Origin of the sequence: Pedobacter caeni (assembly GCF_900129215.1) — a bacterium.
In the GTDB taxonomy this organism is placed as follows: domain Bacteria; phylum Bacteroidota; class Bacteroidia; order Sphingobacteriales; family Sphingobacteriaceae; genus Pedobacter; species Pedobacter caeni.
Genome location: NZ_FQUQ01000001.1, coordinates 459975 through 475929, shown reverse-complemented (window position 1 = coordinate 475929; position 15955 = coordinate 459975). Strand labels below are relative to the sequence as shown.

17 protein-coding genes are annotated in these 15955 nt (G+C 41.5%); 9 read left to right on the top strand and 8 right to left on the bottom strand.

Going from position 1 to position 15955, the window contains the following annotated elements; genetic code table 11:
* The first annotated feature begins 9 nt into the window (after positions 1–9).
* Positions 10–1884, top strand: coding sequence for a chloride channel protein (locus BUC20_RS01910; protein WP_073226706.1), 1875 nt, complete (start codon positions 10–12; stop codon positions 1882–1884).
* Positions 1885–1886: 2 nt separating this feature from the next.
* Positions 1887–2315, top strand: coding sequence for a hypothetical protein (locus tag BUC20_RS01905; protein WP_073226703.1), 429 nt, complete (start codon positions 1887–1889; stop codon positions 2313–2315).
* Between the two features lie 24 nt (positions 2316–2339).
* Here the strand turns inward: BUC20_RS01905 and BUC20_RS01900 are convergent, their stop codons facing one another.
* The 5 genes from BUC20_RS01900 to xth all read right to left on the bottom strand — a co-directional run bounded on the left by BUC20_RS01900 (position 2340) and on the right by xth (position 8685).
* Positions 2340–3443 (bottom strand): SGNH/GDSL hydrolase family protein, encoded by a 1104-nt coding sequence (locus BUC20_RS01900; RefSeq protein WP_073226701.1) that lies wholly within the window; start codon positions 3441–3443, stop codon positions 2340–2342.
* Positions 3444–3590: 147 nt separating this feature from the next.
* Positions 3591–5864, bottom strand: a complete 2274-nt coding sequence (gene katG / locus BUC20_RS01895) for a catalase/peroxidase HPI (protein WP_073226698.1) — start codon at positions 5862–5864, stop codon at positions 3591–3593.
* 122 nt (positions 5865–5986) lie between these two features.
* Positions 5987–6283, bottom strand: coding sequence for a hypothetical protein (locus BUC20_RS01890; RefSeq protein WP_073226696.1), 297 nt, complete (start codon positions 6281–6283; stop codon positions 5987–5989).
* Positions 6284–6419: 136 nt separating this feature from the next.
* A complete protein-coding gene (gene chrA / locus BUC20_RS01885; RefSeq protein ID WP_073226687.1) occupies positions 6420–7733 on the bottom strand; it encodes a chromate efflux transporter in 1314 nt (437 codons plus the stop codon).
* 181 nt (positions 7734–7914) lie between these two features.
* Positions 7915–8685 carry an exodeoxyribonuclease III gene (xth, locus tag BUC20_RS01880; protein WP_073226684.1) on the bottom strand — a complete coding sequence of 257 codons (771 nt, stop codon included), beginning with the start codon at positions 8683–8685 and terminating at the stop codon, positions 7915–7917.
* A gap of 231 nt (positions 8686–8916) precedes the next feature.
* Between xth and BUC20_RS01875 the strand changes: the two genes are divergently transcribed.
* From BUC20_RS01875 to BUC20_RS01845, 7 genes are read left to right on the top strand one after another with little or no spacing between them, the layout of a single operon-like run.
* Positions 8917–9531: a MarR family winged helix-turn-helix transcriptional regulator gene (locus BUC20_RS01875; protein ID WP_073226682.1), complete on the top strand. Its 615-nt coding sequence runs from the start codon at positions 8917–8919 to the stop codon at positions 9529–9531.
* Between the two features lie 8 nt (positions 9532–9539).
* Entirely contained in the window at positions 9540–11045 is a 1506-nt protein-coding gene (locus BUC20_RS01870; RefSeq protein WP_073226680.1) for a phytoene desaturase family protein, read from the top strand.
* Positions 11042–11878 (top strand): phytoene/squalene synthase family protein, encoded by an 837-nt coding sequence (locus BUC20_RS01865; protein ID WP_073226678.1) that lies wholly within the window; start codon positions 11042–11044, stop codon positions 11876–11878. Before BUC20_RS01870 ends, BUC20_RS01865 begins: the two co-directional genes overlap by 4 nt.
* Positions 11875–12375: a hypothetical protein gene (locus BUC20_RS01860; protein ID WP_073226675.1), complete on the top strand. Its 501-nt coding sequence runs from the start codon at positions 11875–11877 to the stop codon at positions 12373–12375. Before BUC20_RS01865 ends, BUC20_RS01860 begins: the two co-directional genes overlap by 4 nt.
* Positions 12372–12905 (top strand): isopentenyl-diphosphate Delta-isomerase, encoded by a 534-nt coding sequence (idi, locus tag BUC20_RS01855; protein ID WP_234994425.1) that lies wholly within the window; start codon positions 12372–12374, stop codon positions 12903–12905. Before BUC20_RS01860 ends, idi begins: the two co-directional genes overlap by 4 nt.
* Positions 12898–13365 (top strand): sterol desaturase family protein, encoded by a 468-nt coding sequence (locus BUC20_RS01850; protein WP_073226672.1) that lies wholly within the window; start codon positions 12898–12900, stop codon positions 13363–13365. Before idi ends, BUC20_RS01850 begins: the two co-directional genes overlap by 8 nt.
* Positions 13362–14519, top strand: a complete 1158-nt coding sequence (locus tag BUC20_RS01845; RefSeq protein WP_073226670.1) for a lycopene cyclase family protein — start codon at positions 13362–13364, stop codon at positions 14517–14519. The genes BUC20_RS01850 and BUC20_RS01845 overlap by 4 nt, the downstream gene beginning before the upstream one ends.
* On the opposite strand, the gene BUC20_RS01840 is transcribed toward BUC20_RS01845, so the two are convergent.
* The 3 genes from BUC20_RS01840 to BUC20_RS01835 form a co-directional block, all read right to left on the bottom strand.
* Entirely contained in the window at positions 14516–15184 is a 669-nt protein-coding gene (locus tag BUC20_RS01840; RefSeq protein ID WP_073226667.1) for a DNA alkylation repair protein, read from the bottom strand. The genes BUC20_RS01845 and BUC20_RS01840 overlap by 4 nt on opposite strands.
* Before the next feature lie 96 nt (positions 15185–15280).
* Entirely contained in the window at positions 15281–15439 is a 159-nt protein-coding gene (locus BUC20_RS34040) for a FeoB-associated Cys-rich membrane protein (protein ID WP_200800871.1), read from the bottom strand.
* A 51-nt stretch (positions 15440–15490) separates the two neighbouring features.
* Entirely contained in the window at positions 15491–15943 is a 453-nt protein-coding gene (locus BUC20_RS01835) for an Lrp/AsnC family transcriptional regulator (RefSeq protein ID WP_073226664.1), read from the bottom strand.
* Positions 15944–15955 lie beyond the last annotated feature (12 nt).

Sequence of the window (15955 nt, the reverse complement as noted above, 5' to 3'; positions counted from 1 at the left end):
TCCATAAAAATGAAGAGAACAAACTATAAAAGTGGCATTCCTGTTTCCCCTTTACTGGAGTTTCCGCCCTTTCAGGAGCAGGATAAAAAGCAAAACTTTTCTGAGAAAAAACGATTGATACAGATCTCTGTTTTTTCAATTTTCGTCGCCATACTCATTAGTATTATTGCAAAACTCCTGATTTATTTAATCAACCTGGTGACTAACCTGGCCTTCTATGGTTCAGTAGACATCGGTTTTCATAGCCCTGCCGCCAATCATCTGGGCATATGGGTCATTTTAATTCCTGTAATTGGAGGCCTGTTGGTTGGCATCATGGCACTTTATGGATCTAAAGCCATCCGTGGGCATGGAATCCCTGAGGCCATGGAGCAGATCCTGGTCAACGACAGCAAAATTAAACCAATCATCACTTTCTTAAAACCGATATCTTCAGCAATTGCCATCGGAACCGGAGGACCTTTTGGTGCTGAAGGACCTATTATTGCTACCGGAGGTGCTTTAGGATCCACTTTAGGGCAACTGTTCAAAATCACTTCCAATGAAAGAAAGGTGATCCTTGCCGCTGGGGCAACTGCCGGTATGTCTGCCATATTCGGGACACCCATAGCAGCAGTTTTCCTGGCAATTGAGCTTTTACTTTTTGAATTTTCACCAAAGGCCATTCTTCCGGTTGCACTGGCTTGCATCACAGGTGCCGCCGGACATCATTTTTTATTTGAATCGGGACCGGTATTTCCGATGCCACACCTCAGTATTCCTGGCAATATCGCCCTGGGAATGTATAGCTGTATAGGTATTGTGACCGGCTTCTTATCACTTGGCCTGACCAAAGCCGTTTATGCCATTGAGGATCTTTTTGAAAAGCTGCCTATCCATTGGATCTGGTGGCCGGCTATAGGCGGGCTTGCCGTTGGTCTGATTGGTTTTTATGAACCCAATACTCTTGGTGTGGGTTATGACAACATTATCAATGTGCTTTCCGGTAATGTTACTTTCGCTTTATTGCTGAGCTTGTCTTTCTTTAAATTCCTGTCCTGGGCGATAGCACTGGGCAGTGGCACCTCTGGTGGAACCCTTGCCCCTTTACTCACCATTGGTGGTGCCTGCGGAGCAATTATCGGTTCTATTTTGATGCTGTTTTTTCCTTCAGCCGGTTTAAGTCTGCCTATGGCAGCTCTTGTCGGTATGTCGGCAATGTTTGCAGGTGCCTCCCGTGCCTACCTCACCAGTATTGCTTTTGCGCTGGAAGCGACGATGGAACCCGCAGCATTATTGCCTCTGCTGGGTGCCTGTACGGCTTCATATCTCGTTTCTTTCTTTTTCATGGAAAATACAATTATGACAGAAAAAATTGCCAGAAGAGGGATCTATACTCCTGATTCTTATGCACCCGATGTGCTGAGAAAACTATCCGTGGCACAGGTCATCTCAAACGAATCTGTAGTGCTTAGCCCACTCACACTTGTGAAGGAGATCAAGGCCCTTTTAAACAACAACCTTTTAACAGACAACCATTTTATAGTGGTGGATGATCGGGGTGATTTTTTAGGAACCGTAGCCATTACAGACCTGTACAATGATAGAATAGATGAAAATACAATTGTCTCTGAGGTGTTAAAACAATCATTTCATGTGGTTAAGAGCAACGACAGCCTTTCTAAAGCCGTAGAATTAATGTCTGAACAGGAAGAAGAGCTGATACCAGTCATAGATCATGCACACAAAATTATTGGTGTCCTTACTTACAGAGATATTCTGAAGGCTTATAAAACTCAGGTCCGGGAAAGCAATGAAGCAGGTGTAAATTTATCCTTAAAAAGACAAAGAATGAAAATGCTGATTAAAGGAAGAAAATTCTACAAGCTGAGCAAATTAAACTAAACATGAGGCCTCCTCTTTTGGCACTGGTCCTCATCTTAAGTGCATGTAGCAACAAGGTTAAATCCGATTTTGTTAAATTTCAGAATACGGTAGCAATCCTGAATTGTGTAGTCAATCATAAAAGTTTTCAGGCGCAGGTTAACCCCGAAACAGTGACACTTGTAGTTGTTAAAAATAAATATTATGAGAATTACTGGCCAGAACGCATTGGAAACTTTAACGTAGTTTATCATCAGGAGACTCCGGAGAGGTCTGGTACGCCACTCCCGGAAACCCCTTTAATATACGAGGTAACTGCATTGGAAATTAAAGACAATGCGGGAGCACTATCTATTATTTGCCGAAATAAAAAGCTCCTTCAATCCTATCACCTTATTAAAGATGGAGCGGATTGGAAAGTTGTCGCCTATCAACGCAAAAAAGTAAAATAAGTTCCGGAGCACCGGCAAAGCTGACTAAAGAAAAGTCTTAATTTTCTTTTCGTAGGCGTTCGCATAATTCATCATTCCAATATCATTGGGATGTACCCCGTCAACCGTACTTTCTATGTTCTGTCCTATTTCCTTCTTAGTCAGTAAATGAATGTTTTTTGATCCTTTTTTTCTTAAGGCATCAACAGCCTGGGCCATTGCTGTATTTGCCTTTTCATATTCTTTTTTCTTAACCTGCTGCATCTCTTCTTCCGAATAGCCGTCATGTTCAGTTAAAAGAATAGGGACGCCAGGACGTTTACGCTGCAAAAGAACTACGGCATCCACAATTTTATTCTTAAGGGTAGAAATGTCCTCACCAGTCAGATTTGGCATACAATCCAGTACATACAAACTGGCATCAATCTCAGACAGGTAATCCAGGACCTCAGTTTCCAGCCTTCCATTTCCCGAAAAGCCGAGGTTGACCATAGGTCTGTTCAGTTTTCTCCCTAAAATAGAAGTCCAGGCTAACCCTGGACGTGTAGCACATGCGCCCTGAGCGATAGAAGTTCCATAAACAACGATGGGCTTTTCAGGACGCACCGGGCTTGGCTTGAAATCACGATCTGCTGCAACCTCAATTTCCATCCATTTTATACTGTTATATAATGGAAGATACAACGTATACTCCCGATCTTTCCTACCTTGATCATTTCCTGAGATGTTATTGAACCGGTAGCTGATGGTATCACCAAAAGCAAATTTTCCGGCGCACCATAGCCATTTACCATTCTGATCTTTAGCATACAGATCCACACCACTTACTCCTGTAGCAGGCATATGGGGCATCTGAAGGGATTCTTTGACCGCAAATTTCAGCACGATATTTTCTGCGTTTGTGCTGAATCGCAGGTTTAGCCCCGCACTATTTTCCGATAAGTCCCAGACTGCCTTTCTAACCTTGGTTTCGGCAGTCGCTGGCAAACGATCATAGTCATTTTTGAAACCTTCAGACCAACCCCTCCCCTGAATGAAATTTCCTTTTTCTTTCATCGGATTCCAGGACTTGAATCCGGTCTTGCTTTGTGCATCACAAAACCTAAGAGAGATGATCATCATGATCAGGATCAAAAAGTAACTTTTCATTTTTTTAAAATTTGTTCTCTAAGATAAAGCGAGTCCTTCCATCTTGCAAGGATAGACAGCAACTATTGTTCATCAACAAAAAAAACCGAACTTTCCTGGGTTCGGTTTTTTTTGCGCCCTTTGGGAGCGAAAGTTTTGATCTGGAGATTATTTCAAATCATATCTGTCCAGGTTCATCACTTTAGTCCAGGCAGCCACAAAATCTTTTGCAAACTTGCCCTGAGCATCTGAACTTGCATACACTTCAGCAATCGCTCTCAGTTCTGAATTAGAGCCAAAAACAAGATCTGCACGGGTAGCTGTCCATTTTACTTCGCCCGTATTCCGGTCGCGACCTTCATATACTTCCTTATCTGCGGCAACGGCTTTCCATACGGTATTCATATCGAGCAGATTTACAAAGAAATCATTGGTCAGTTGTCCTGAGCGCAATGTGAATACCCCATGTTTAGAACCATCGAAATTGGTATTCAATCCACGCAAACCACCCAGCAATACTGTTAATTCAGGCGCAGTAAGTGTGAGCAAATGTGCTTTATCAATCAGTAATTCTTCTGTAGATACCGGAAGCTTTGATTTGCGGTAATTCCGGAAACCATCAGCAGCAGGTTCCAGATAGCCGAATGATTCTACATCAGTCTGTTCTTGTGAAGCATCCATGCGGCCAGGTGTAAAAGGAACAGCAACCGCATGTCCTGCATCTTTCGCCGCTTTTTCAACGCCTGCAGTACCAGCAAGCACAATCAAATCTGCAAGCGAAACTTTCTTACCGCTTGCCTGTGCAGCATTAAAATCCTTTTGAATGCCTTCCAACAGGTTCAGTACTTTCTGCAGAGTTGCATTGTTATTTACCTGCCAGTATTTTTGCGGTGCAAGACGGATACGTGCACCATTGGCGCCGCCACGTTTGTCGGAACCACGGAAGGTAGAAGCCGAAGCCCATGCCGTAGAAACCAGTTCAGATACACTTAAACCGGATTCCAATAACTTTACTTTCAATGCAGCAATGTCATTTTCATCGATCAATGAATGGTCAACTGCAGGAATAGGGTCTTGCCACAGCAATTCTTCCTGTGGCACTTCCGGACCCAGGTAGCGCTCACGCGGTCCCATGTCGCGGTGGGTTAATTTAAACCATGCACGTGCAAAAGCATCGGCAAATGTATCAGGGTTTTCCAAAAAGCGACGTGATATTTTTTCGTAGGCAGGATCAAATCTTAAAGAAAGATCGGTTGTCAGCATCGTTGGAAGGTGTTTTTTTGAGCCATCAAAAGCATCAGGGATAAAAGCTTCTGCATCTTTAGCCACCCATTGGTGAGCCCCTGCAGGACTTTTAGAGAGTTCCCATTCAAAACCAAAAAGGTTTTCAAAGAAATTATTGCTCCATTGCGTTGGTGTTTTTGTCCAGATCACTTCCAGTCCACTGGTGATGGCATCGGCACCTTTCCCCGAACCATAGCTATTGCTCCAGCCTAAGCCCTGGAATTCTACATCTACATTTTCAGGCTCTTTACCTACATGATCTGCAGAGGCAGCACCGTGGGTTTTGCCAAAGCTATGTCCGCCAGCTATTAAAGCTACTGTTTCCTCATCATCCATCGCCATGCGGCCAAATGTATCACGGATATCTTTGGCGGCAGCAATAGGGTCAGGATTCCCGTCCGGACCTTCCGGATTTACATAAATCAAGCCCATTTGTACTGCTGCAAGTGGTTTTTCCAGATTGCGGGAATGAACATCACCGTCTGCATTGTCGTCTGTAACCAATACCCCATCACCTTCTACACCAGATGATCCATGCGCATAGCGGATATCGCCACCCAACCAGGTCTTTTCAGAACCCCAGTATACAGATTCATCTGCTTCCCATACATCTTCACGCCCACCGGCAAAACCAAAAGTTTTAAAGCCCATGGATTCCAATGCTACGTTACCGGTAAGGATCATCAGATCGGCCCATGAAATACTGCGGCCATATTTTTGTTTAATCGGCCAAAGCAATCTGCGTGCTTTGTCCAGACTTACGTTATCAGGCCAGCTGTTGAGTGGAGCAAAGCGTTGCAAGCCAGCACCTGCCCCGCCACGTCCGTCGCCTACGCGATAAGTTCCGGCACTATGCCATGCCATACGGATAAACAAACCACCATAATGACCAAAATCTGCCGGCCACCAGTCCTGCGAGTCGGTCATGAGTGTGTTCAGGTCTGCTTTTACTGCTGCAAGGTCAAGGCTGTTAAAGGCTGCTGCATAATTAAAATCTTCACCCATTGGGTCTGACAAAGAGGAATGCTGACGGAGAATACTCAGCTTTAACTGGTTAGGCCACCAATCGTTATTTCGCGTTCCGCCACCTCCAACATTGTGTTTCATAGTACCGTTATGAAAGGGGCATTTACTGATGTCATTTGATTCTCTTTCCATATCTTAAATTTATAATGAATGATTGCTTGTGTTTAGGTGTTTGCAATGCATTATAAATTTAACATATTGAATTCAATAATCATGATCAATTAAATCTATATTAAATAGTTAAAAACTATTATTTATCTATCCATACAATTTTTACGCTCCTGCTTCAACTGCGCTGCCAGTAATTCGAGGACAGGCTGCTTTGCAATCAGATTAAAGCTCCAGATATCATCAGTAATAAAGATATAATTGCCTGCGAAACTGTAAATGTAATCACCCCCTTCCAACCCAACAGTCCAGGTTTCTTTTTTCAGATCAGGATAGGTCCGGAGTACCTTCCAGCAGTATTCCCTGATTTCGTCTTCATCTTTAAAATCTTCCAGCATTGGTAAAATGCTGTTTTCTTCGCTTAGTCCATAGGTTTCCAGCATGTGATCGCTATTATTTACCTTAGAAAACATTATCCTGGCCACAAGTGTTTTGATTATTCATCGAGCTGTAATGGAAAAATTCATCACCTCACTATGGTAAAGATTTGTTGGCTGTCAAAATACCATCCCTGGTCTCCTAGTATTGTAACCATCCGTATAACATGCTGAGCAAAATTAACCAGACAATGTTGAGCCGGAATTTAAAAATCAATATCAGGGATATAACCACCCATAGTAAGGCCATCAGATCTATTTTGTTCAGCATCATGCCCAGAGGAAAGAGCACATCCTTCCCCAGATAAAACGTCAGGTTAAGGATCACTCCTACTACCGCTGCAGTTACAAAACCAAGTACATCACTGATGACCTGGCTTCCCCTTGTACGCTCTAATATCGGCCCACCAACAAAGATGAAAAGAAATGAGGGTAAAAAAGTGTAAAATGTGGTGGCCAGGAGTCCGACAGTTCCCATCAGCAAAGAGCCATCGAAATGGTTATAACCTGCCATAAAGCCCACGTAGCAAACTACAATAATCAGTGGTCCGGGAGTGGTTTCCGCCAATGCGAAGCCATCTACCATCTGAGATTTACTCAACCAGTTAAATTTTGAAACACTGAACTGAGCCACATAAGGCAAAACCGTATAAGATCCCCCTATTGTAAATAGAGCAGTTTGGGTAAAAAACAACACTAAGCCCTTCCAGAAGGTAAAATCAGGACTTAAAATATAGAAAAGCAGGAATGGAATAACCCAAAGGAGGATAAATAATGAGCATTGTTTCCATAACAATTTAGCATTGAAGTCCTTTCCTCCTTCAGTTTTATGATTAATGTAATACTCCTCTTCATTCAAAATTTCATGAGATTCCAGGGCCTTCCCTTTATACACTAATGAAGGCCAGAAATACCTTAAGATTAAAGCAGCAGTGATGGTACCCAGGATAATATAGGGCATGGAAATATCAAAGAAAAAAATACTTGCAAAGGCAATCCCGGCAAACAGGTAATGCGAAACGGTATGTAATGCTTTTCTGCCTACACTCCAGACGGCATGAAAAATAATGGCCACAACTGCTGGTTTTAAGCCACTAAATATGGCATCCATCCAGCTCTGGTTCCCATAAGTAACATATATACAGCTCAATGCCAGAAGAATAAACATAGAAGGCAGAATGAAAAATATTCCGGCAAGTATCCCTCCTCTTTTACCATGAAGTTTCCATCCGATGTATATCGCCAGTTGTTGGGCTTCAGGTCCGGGTAAAAGCATACACAAACTAAGTGCATGAAAGAACCTGCTGCTGCTGATCCATTTCTTTTTTTCAACCAGAAAATCGTGCATAATATTGATATGGCCTAAGGTTCCTCCGAAACTTATCCAACCTAATTTGAACCAGAACCTTATTGCTTCTTTAAACGATGGTGAGGAAGGGGATTTTTTTTCTTTCATAAAAACAAAAAGCTTCCCTGCAGATAGAAATTTCTGCCCAGATATTGGTCATTAAACAGATAATGAAGGCCGGTTTACAGGTAAATCCGAGTTTCCGGTGAAGCTGCTCAAAGATACAAAAAACAGCCCGCTGAATCAAGTTTTTTGACCCGGGATACCCTGCTTTTTTGCAACGATTTCCTTACTTAATCTCTATCCAGACCGGCGCATGGTCACTTGTCTTTTCCCATCCTCTTACCTCCCTGTTTACCCCTGCGCCGATCAATCTTTTCTCAATTTGAGGGCTTAAAAGAAAGTGATCGATACGAAGGCCGGCATCACGGCCATAGGCATTACGAAAATAGTCCCAAAAGGTATAAATGGTTTCTTCAGGATATAGCTTCCGGATGGCATCTGTCCATCCCTGATCAACCAGGAGCTTATAAGCTTCCCGTACTTCTTCCCTAAACAATGCGTCGTTGATCCAGCGTTCTGGTTTATACACATCCTTTTCCGTTGGCATCACATTAAAATCTCCGGTGAGGATAGCCGGAACACCTTTATCCAGCAACTTTTTAGCATGCTCAGAAAAGCGTTTAAACCAACCCAGCTTATAATCAAATTTCGGTCCGGGGTATGGGTTTCCATTAGGAAGATAAAGACAACCAATCACCATATCATTCACAATTGCCTCAATATACCTGCTTTGGAGATCTTCAGCATCACCTGGCAGGTCCCGGCGGACTTCCTTCAACTCTGCGCCTGCAGAAAGGATGGCTACTCCGTTCCAGCTCTTTTGCCCATGCCAGATCGCCTGATAACCAGCTTCATTTATCGCTTCCAACGGAAATTTTTCTTGTGGGGCTTTCAGCTCCTGCAAGCATACGACATCAGGTTTCGCTTCCTTTAACCACCGCAATAATACTGGCAGGCGGCCATTGACTCCGTTTACATTATATGTTGCTATCTTCATTTTGCGATTCGTCAATTATTCAAAATAACTGTCCGCAAAAACTGCACCTCAATACAGCCTTTTACTAATTTCCAATCTCATACCACCTAACGTTATCCATTAGTTGCTACAGCATCACTCAGACAAAAGTATTATTTTGTACTTTTAATCCTCAATAAAAAGCTATTATTTAAAAAATTAATGTAATAAAGCACATTAATAGTATATATTTGCACATAATAAACTGATAATATGTATTACGATTTAATAATTGAGGTCATCGATCTGATTAAAATTTATGAACAGGAATCTGATCACCATCAGCAGGATCCTTATTTATTTGGACAATGGTTAAATGAATATTACCAAAAAAAAGGTCGCCCTGCACTTCCGGAACCCGAATGGGATGGAAAGGTAAACGGACGTTCAGCGGATAGTGTCATCAATACCTCCCTGGTTCATCTTTATAAATATGCCAGATTGCATGCCAAGGCCGCGATAGCCAATACCTCTTTTTCCACACCTGATGAATTTATCTATTTAATCAGTTTGGTTTCGTTTGGGAGTATGACGAAAACGGCGCTGATAAGATTAAATATTCATGAAAAATCAGCAGGAATGCAAATCGTCAACAGGCTAATCAGTAATGGATTGGTAGAACAGGCAGCATTAGACAGTGATAAGAGAAACAGAATGATTCACATCACCTCAAAAGGAACTCAGCTGCTAAATGAAAGTATGCAAAATATAAGAATCGCTTCAATGAAGGTGACAGAACCATTATCCCATCAGGAGAAAATGGATTTGATCAGGTTGCTTACAAAACTTGAAAATTTTCATGAGGTAAAAACAAGAGGGCAACTATAGCAACCTGTATGTCGGATCATCAGAAAAAAGAAGGACTCGCAATAGCGGTAATCGGTTCAGGATTTGCAGGAATCAGTGCTGCAGCTTATCTCGCAAAACAAGGCTACAGCGTTGACGTCTATGAGAAAAATTCTGATATCGGCGGAAGGGCCCGTCAACTCAGAACCATCAATGGTTATGTGTTTGATATGGGGCCGAGCTGGTATTGGATGCCCGGCGTATTCGAGCAGTTTTTTAATGATTTTGGCTATAAAACCGAAGATTTTTATGAGCTGCAATTGCTCGACCCGGGGTTCAGTGTAGTTTTCGGTGCTGATGATGTGTTAAACATTCCTGCTGATTTTGAAGAACTATGTTTGTTGTTTGAATCTATAGAAAGTGGAAGTTCAGCTCAATTGAGACGTTTTTTAACTGAAGCCGAATATAAGTACAGGATAGGAATCGGGAAGCTTGTCTACAAACCAGGATTGTCTTTGCTTGAATTTGCAGATGCAGAGCTGGTAAAGGGTCTGTTTAAATTACAGGTTTTTACCTCCTTTAGTGCACATGTAAAAAAATACTTTAAAGATCCCAGGCTCATTGCCTTAATGGAATTCCCCGTACTATTTCTTGGTGCCATGCCCGAAGATACACCGGCATTATACAGCCTGATGAACTATGCGGGACTCAAACTAGGCACATGGTATCCCAAGGGTGGCTTTGGCAAAGTGATTCAGGCCATGAAGGATGTCGCAGAAAGACAAGGTGTAAAATTTCACACCAATGCCGCCGTAACGGCTCTCGATGTACAGGGAAAACGCGTCATTAACCTTAGTTCAACAAAAGGAACGCTGGAGTACGCAGGCATTATTGCTGCTGCCGACTACCATCACGTAGAAGAGAAACTTTTAGATCTGACCTACAGGAATTATTCAGAAAAATATTGGAACAACAGGGTTCTTGCTCCCTCCTGTCTCATCTTTTATCTGGGCGTAAAAACTAAAATAAGTGGCTTAAATCACCATACCTTATTCTTTGATGAAGATTTGAAACAACATTCGCAGGAAATCTACAAAGATGCAAAATGGCCCACAAAACCGTTATTCTATGTATGTTGTCCGAGTATCACCGACCCTTCTGTTGCACCAGCCGGACACGAAAATTTATTTATTCTCATGCCTCTTGCAACAGACCTTGAAGATCCTGAAGCCATCCGGGAAGAATATTTCAGTCTGATCATGGACAGGCTTGAGGCATACACAGACACTGCTATACGGGAACAACTTGATTATAAGAAAAGTTATTGCGTAAGTGATTTCGTTGCAGATTATAATTCCTATAAAGGGAATGCCTACGGACTGGCCAACACACTGATGCAGACGGCAAACCTGAAACCCTCCTTAAAAAACAAGAAAATAGACAACTTATTCTACGCCGGACAACTTACTGTTCCGGGTCCTGGAGTTCCACCTTCAATCATCTCAGGAAATATAGCCGCTCAACAACTCATAAAGCACTTAAATAAACAACGATGAAAGAGATATTTGATAAACTATCAGCTGCATGCAGCGAAATGATTACCAAACGGTACAGCACAAGCTTTTCATTGGGTATTTATTTTTTAGACGAAAAGCTTCGCCATCCTATCTATGCCATATATGGGTTCGTAAGGCTGGCGGATGAAATCGTGGATAGCTTTCATGACTATAACAAAATCACTTTACTCGCTAAGTTTAAAAGAGACTGCTATGAGGCCATTGAAGAAGGGATCAGCCTCAATCCCATACTCAACTCCTTTCAGGAAGTCGTGAATAAATATCAAATAGACAAAGATCTGATAGAATTGTTTCTTCAAAGTATGGAAATGGATCTTAAGCAAGAACTATACACCCCTGAAAAATACGATCAATACATTCTGGGATCCGCACAGGTAGTGGGATTAATGTGCCTGCAGGTCTTTACTGAAGGAGATCAAACACAATACGAAAAACTAAAAGATTCAGCGATGAAGTTGGGCTCAGCCTTTCAAAAGGTGAATTTTCTGAGAGATGTAAATGCAGACTTTTATACACTGAACCGTACTTATTTTCCAAATGTGAACTTATCTAAGTTCTCCAACATCGAAAAAAAACAGATAGAAGAGGAAATAGAGACAGAATTCAAACTCGCACTGATTGGCATCAGGGAGTTGCCTGCCTCCTCTAAAAATGGAGTTTACCTGGCCTATGTGTATTACAAAAAGCTGTTCAATAAGATAAAAAACAGTACGGCTGAGAAAGTGATGACCCAAAGGATCAGAATTTCCAATGCCCATAAGTTCGGGTTGATGTTTGACTCTATCATCCGCTACAAAACAAACACCATATGAAAATAGCAGCCATTTTCCTCCTGTTGTTTGCAATAAAAACCTATCCGGCAGAACCGGAACTCCGGGAAGTGAAAAGTCTGTTCGAAGCTGCTGCACACAGTAAAGCGGCTGCAGACCAGCTTTTAAAGATCCTTTCTGTCATAGGCCCCTCCTCTCCGCCAGTTTTGATCTGTTATAAAGGAGTTGCAGAGATGATGCGTTGCAGGTATGGATTTAATCCGGTCAATAAATTCAAAAGGTTTAAAAAAGGAAAAGTTCTGATCGAAGAAGCAGTAAAAAAGGACCCTGACAATATGGAAATCCGATTTTTGAGGTTTGCCATTCAAACCAATCTTCCTGGATTCCTTAACTATAATGATGACATCATAAAAGACAAAAAACACCTGTTGAGCAATGTAAAAGCAATAAAAGATAAAAAATTGAAGCAGGATATCTTAAAATATTTATCTGCTTCCAGCTATTGCTCCGAAGAGGAAAAGAAAGGGTTAGCCATATGATTGAAGAAGAAGTAATACTTGTAGACCACAGCGATCGGTTTTTAGGAACCATGCCTAAACTTCAGGCGCATATTGAAGGCAAACTTCACCGGGCTTTTAGTATTTTTATCTTTAACCGGGCAGGGGAACTTTTACTGCAGCAGCGGGCTTTTGATAAGTACCATTCTGCAGGAAAATGGACAAATACCTGCTGTAGTCATCCCAGACCTGGTGAAGAGACCATCGCAGCCGCAAAAAGACGGTTAAAAGAAGAAATGGGAATGGAATGCGAGATACATCCTGTTTTCAGCTTTTCGTATCTTGCTGAATTTGAAAATGGCCTGACAGAAAATGAATATGATCATGTTTATTTTGGGGTATCAGATGTGATACCTCAACCCAATCCGGTAGAAGTTGCTGCATTCAGTTATATCAACATGGAAAAACTGCAGAACAACCTGATTCATGAGGAGGAAAAATATACAGAATGGCTAAAAATATGTTTTAAAGAAGTAATTGTTCATCACAAAAAGGAGCAGACCAATGAATAACTGGATTATCTATTTTCTGATCACAACAGGTACTTTTATCTTCATGGAAGGTGTGGCATGGTTTACACATAAATTTATAATGCATGGTCTGCTCTGGGTATTGCACAAAGATCACCACCAGAAAAAGCCTCATTTCTTTGAAAAAAACGATTTCTTTTTTTTGATATTTGCTACTCCCAGTATCCTTCTTTTCTTTTTTGGGGCAAGAGAAGGATTCAATTGGCTATTTTATATCGGGCTTGGAATCTTACTGTATGGCATCGCCTATTTTATGATACATGACGTAGTGATCCATCAACGATTTAAATGGTTTTCAAGAAGCAATAACAAGTACATAAAAACGATTAAAAGAGCTCATAAAATGCATCATAAACACCTGGACAGGCATGATGGTGAATCGTTCGGAATGTTGTTTGCAGCTCGGAAATACTGGCAGCAATCTCAAAAAAAACAGGCATGAAACACTTTGACTACATCATTGCCGGAGGAGGATGTTCAGGCCGAAGCCTGGCTGTGCGCATGTTATCTTATCTTAAAACATCAAACAAGCAGGTATTGCTTGTAGATAAAGTCAGTAAAAAAGAAAATGACAAGACATGGTGTTTTTGGGAAAAACATCCGGATGTATTTGAACCCGCTGTGTATAGAAAATGGAATCATTTATCCTTTTTCAGTCCCGCTGTAAATGAGCAACTGAACATCTGCCCCTATCAATATAAGATGATTCGGGCGGCTGACTTCTATGCACATACGGAACAACAATTATCAGAGAATAACCAGGTCAGCATCATCCAGGGAAATGTAGAAAAAATATACACTGAGAAAGAACAGGCATTTGTAGTCATTGACGGAGAGACTTTCAGCACTGATTATGTATTCTCCAGCATTCCACAAATCCAGGAAAAAAGACCAGATCGTTACCAATATCTGCTGCAACATTTCGAGGGTTGGACCATAGAAACCAAATTGCCTGTATTTGATCCTGACCGTGCAATACTAATGGACTTTAATACGGTTCAGCAGGGAGGAACATCTTTTATCTACGTACTTCCGTTAAGTGCAAACCTTGCTTTAGTCGAATACACCGTTTTTTCTGAGAATGAATTACCCGCAGAGCGTTATACAGCTGCCCTGAAGCAATACATCCGGGAACAGCTAAATTGCCAAGATTACTGCATTAAAGAACAGGAAAAAGGGGTAATCCCTATGTCTGATCATCCCCTGAAACAACAGGAAAACCGCATCATTTATCTTGGAACTGCAGGAGGATTTACCAAAGGATCCACTGGTTATACCTTTCGTTTTATACAGAAACATACCGCTGCGATTGTTGAGCAACTGCTGAAATCCGGCAACCCTCATATTTCAGCTATTTCGCCAAAAAGGTTTGATACCTATGATGCTACACTCCTTCATTTACTCAGTAGCAGACGCCTTTCAGGTGAAGAAATTTTTTCGACCATGTTCAAAAAAAATAATCCCGTACAGATATTGAAATTCCTTGATAATGAAACGACTTTGATGGAGGAAATACAGATTTTCAGAACCTTACAAAAAAAAGCATTTGCGCTGGCTTTATTGAACCGCAGTTTAAAATTGATAAAAACCAGCTAGGTATTCTGTCTCTTCACCAATTCATTAATCCATATTGGTGCAAATGGCGAGGTACATCCTTTAGACACCGGATAATCACGATAAATACCTAATTTTTCTCCTATAGACAATGCCCTGTCCCGATGTTCGGGAAAACATATTCCAATTTGCGCAAGGGCTGTGTTCATCGTCCATTGCACTTCCGGAGCTGCAGCAGCCATTTCGGATTCAATCCGGTCGAGGAGCGCAGGAAGGTCTAATCCTTCAGGACTTCTTGCTACCCGTCCGGCGGTCAGGCTCCAGGCTGCACGACCAGTCATGATGCCCTCAGATACCATCCATTTTTGTCTGAGTGTCTCTTTATCCGGATACTCCTTTACCACATAGGAATTAAGCCAATCTGCTAACTGATAAAACGTAGCAACGCTTACCATATCCTCCAGTTCCTTAGCAGTCAGCTTTTTCGGGACCACGATTAATGTTGCCAAAAGCCTTGCCTCCAGATTTCCTGTGGCCCATAGGTCTTTCGCTAATTCGTGATTGGTTTTTATCTTTTTAGCTATGGTCCGGAGGTCTCCCATTTTAACACCAAACTGGTTATCACCGGCACCATATTTTAAATTACGCTTAAGTACCGCCTCATCTCCAAGTGTTTCAAACTTGCTGAGAATTTCTTTTACAGTCATGTTGTATCTATTGAATGCTTTAACACCCTAAAATAGGAAAATGTTTAATATTTAAACAATGCTGGCGGATCAGCACAGAAAACGGGCATCATTTGCTTAAACCCGACCTGAGTTGTGCTTTTCCGGCTTGATCTCCGAATCGATGATTTCCTTTTCCATTTTTTTCTTGTCCGTATTATTTCTTCGGATCAGAAAAACAATCAATGCTGCTACAATGATGAATACAGGAATGGTAATGGTGTAGTTAATTTCCATAACAGAAGGATTTTCTTACAACTACCATAAAGATAAGCGTTTATCAGGAATTTACAGGATGATATTTCTTTTAAACGCACATCCTAGTTCCATGATGGAATCCGTTTTGGCAATACCAGGTATATTGTCGATTTTTTCATAGAGTATTTGCCTCATGTGCCCATGATTTTTGGCGATGATTTTTAAGTACAAGGTATACGTTCCTGAAATGTAATAACACTCTGTAATTTCCGGAATTTTCTTTAGTTCTTCAATAATCCGGTTGGAGTCATGGTCTTTTTCGAGTGTGATTCCTGTAAAAGCTCCCCAGTCGTACCCAATCTTTTTTTCATCTAACACAGGTTTAATCCCTGTTAATATCCCTTGTTCTGTTAACCTGGAAATCCGCTGATGAACCATGGTGTTGGATATGCCAAGCGTGGTTGCTATAGCCGAATAGGCCATACGTCCATCTATTTCCAGTTGTTTTAATATTTGAATGTCGAATTCATCAATGTGGTCCATACTTATATTTAA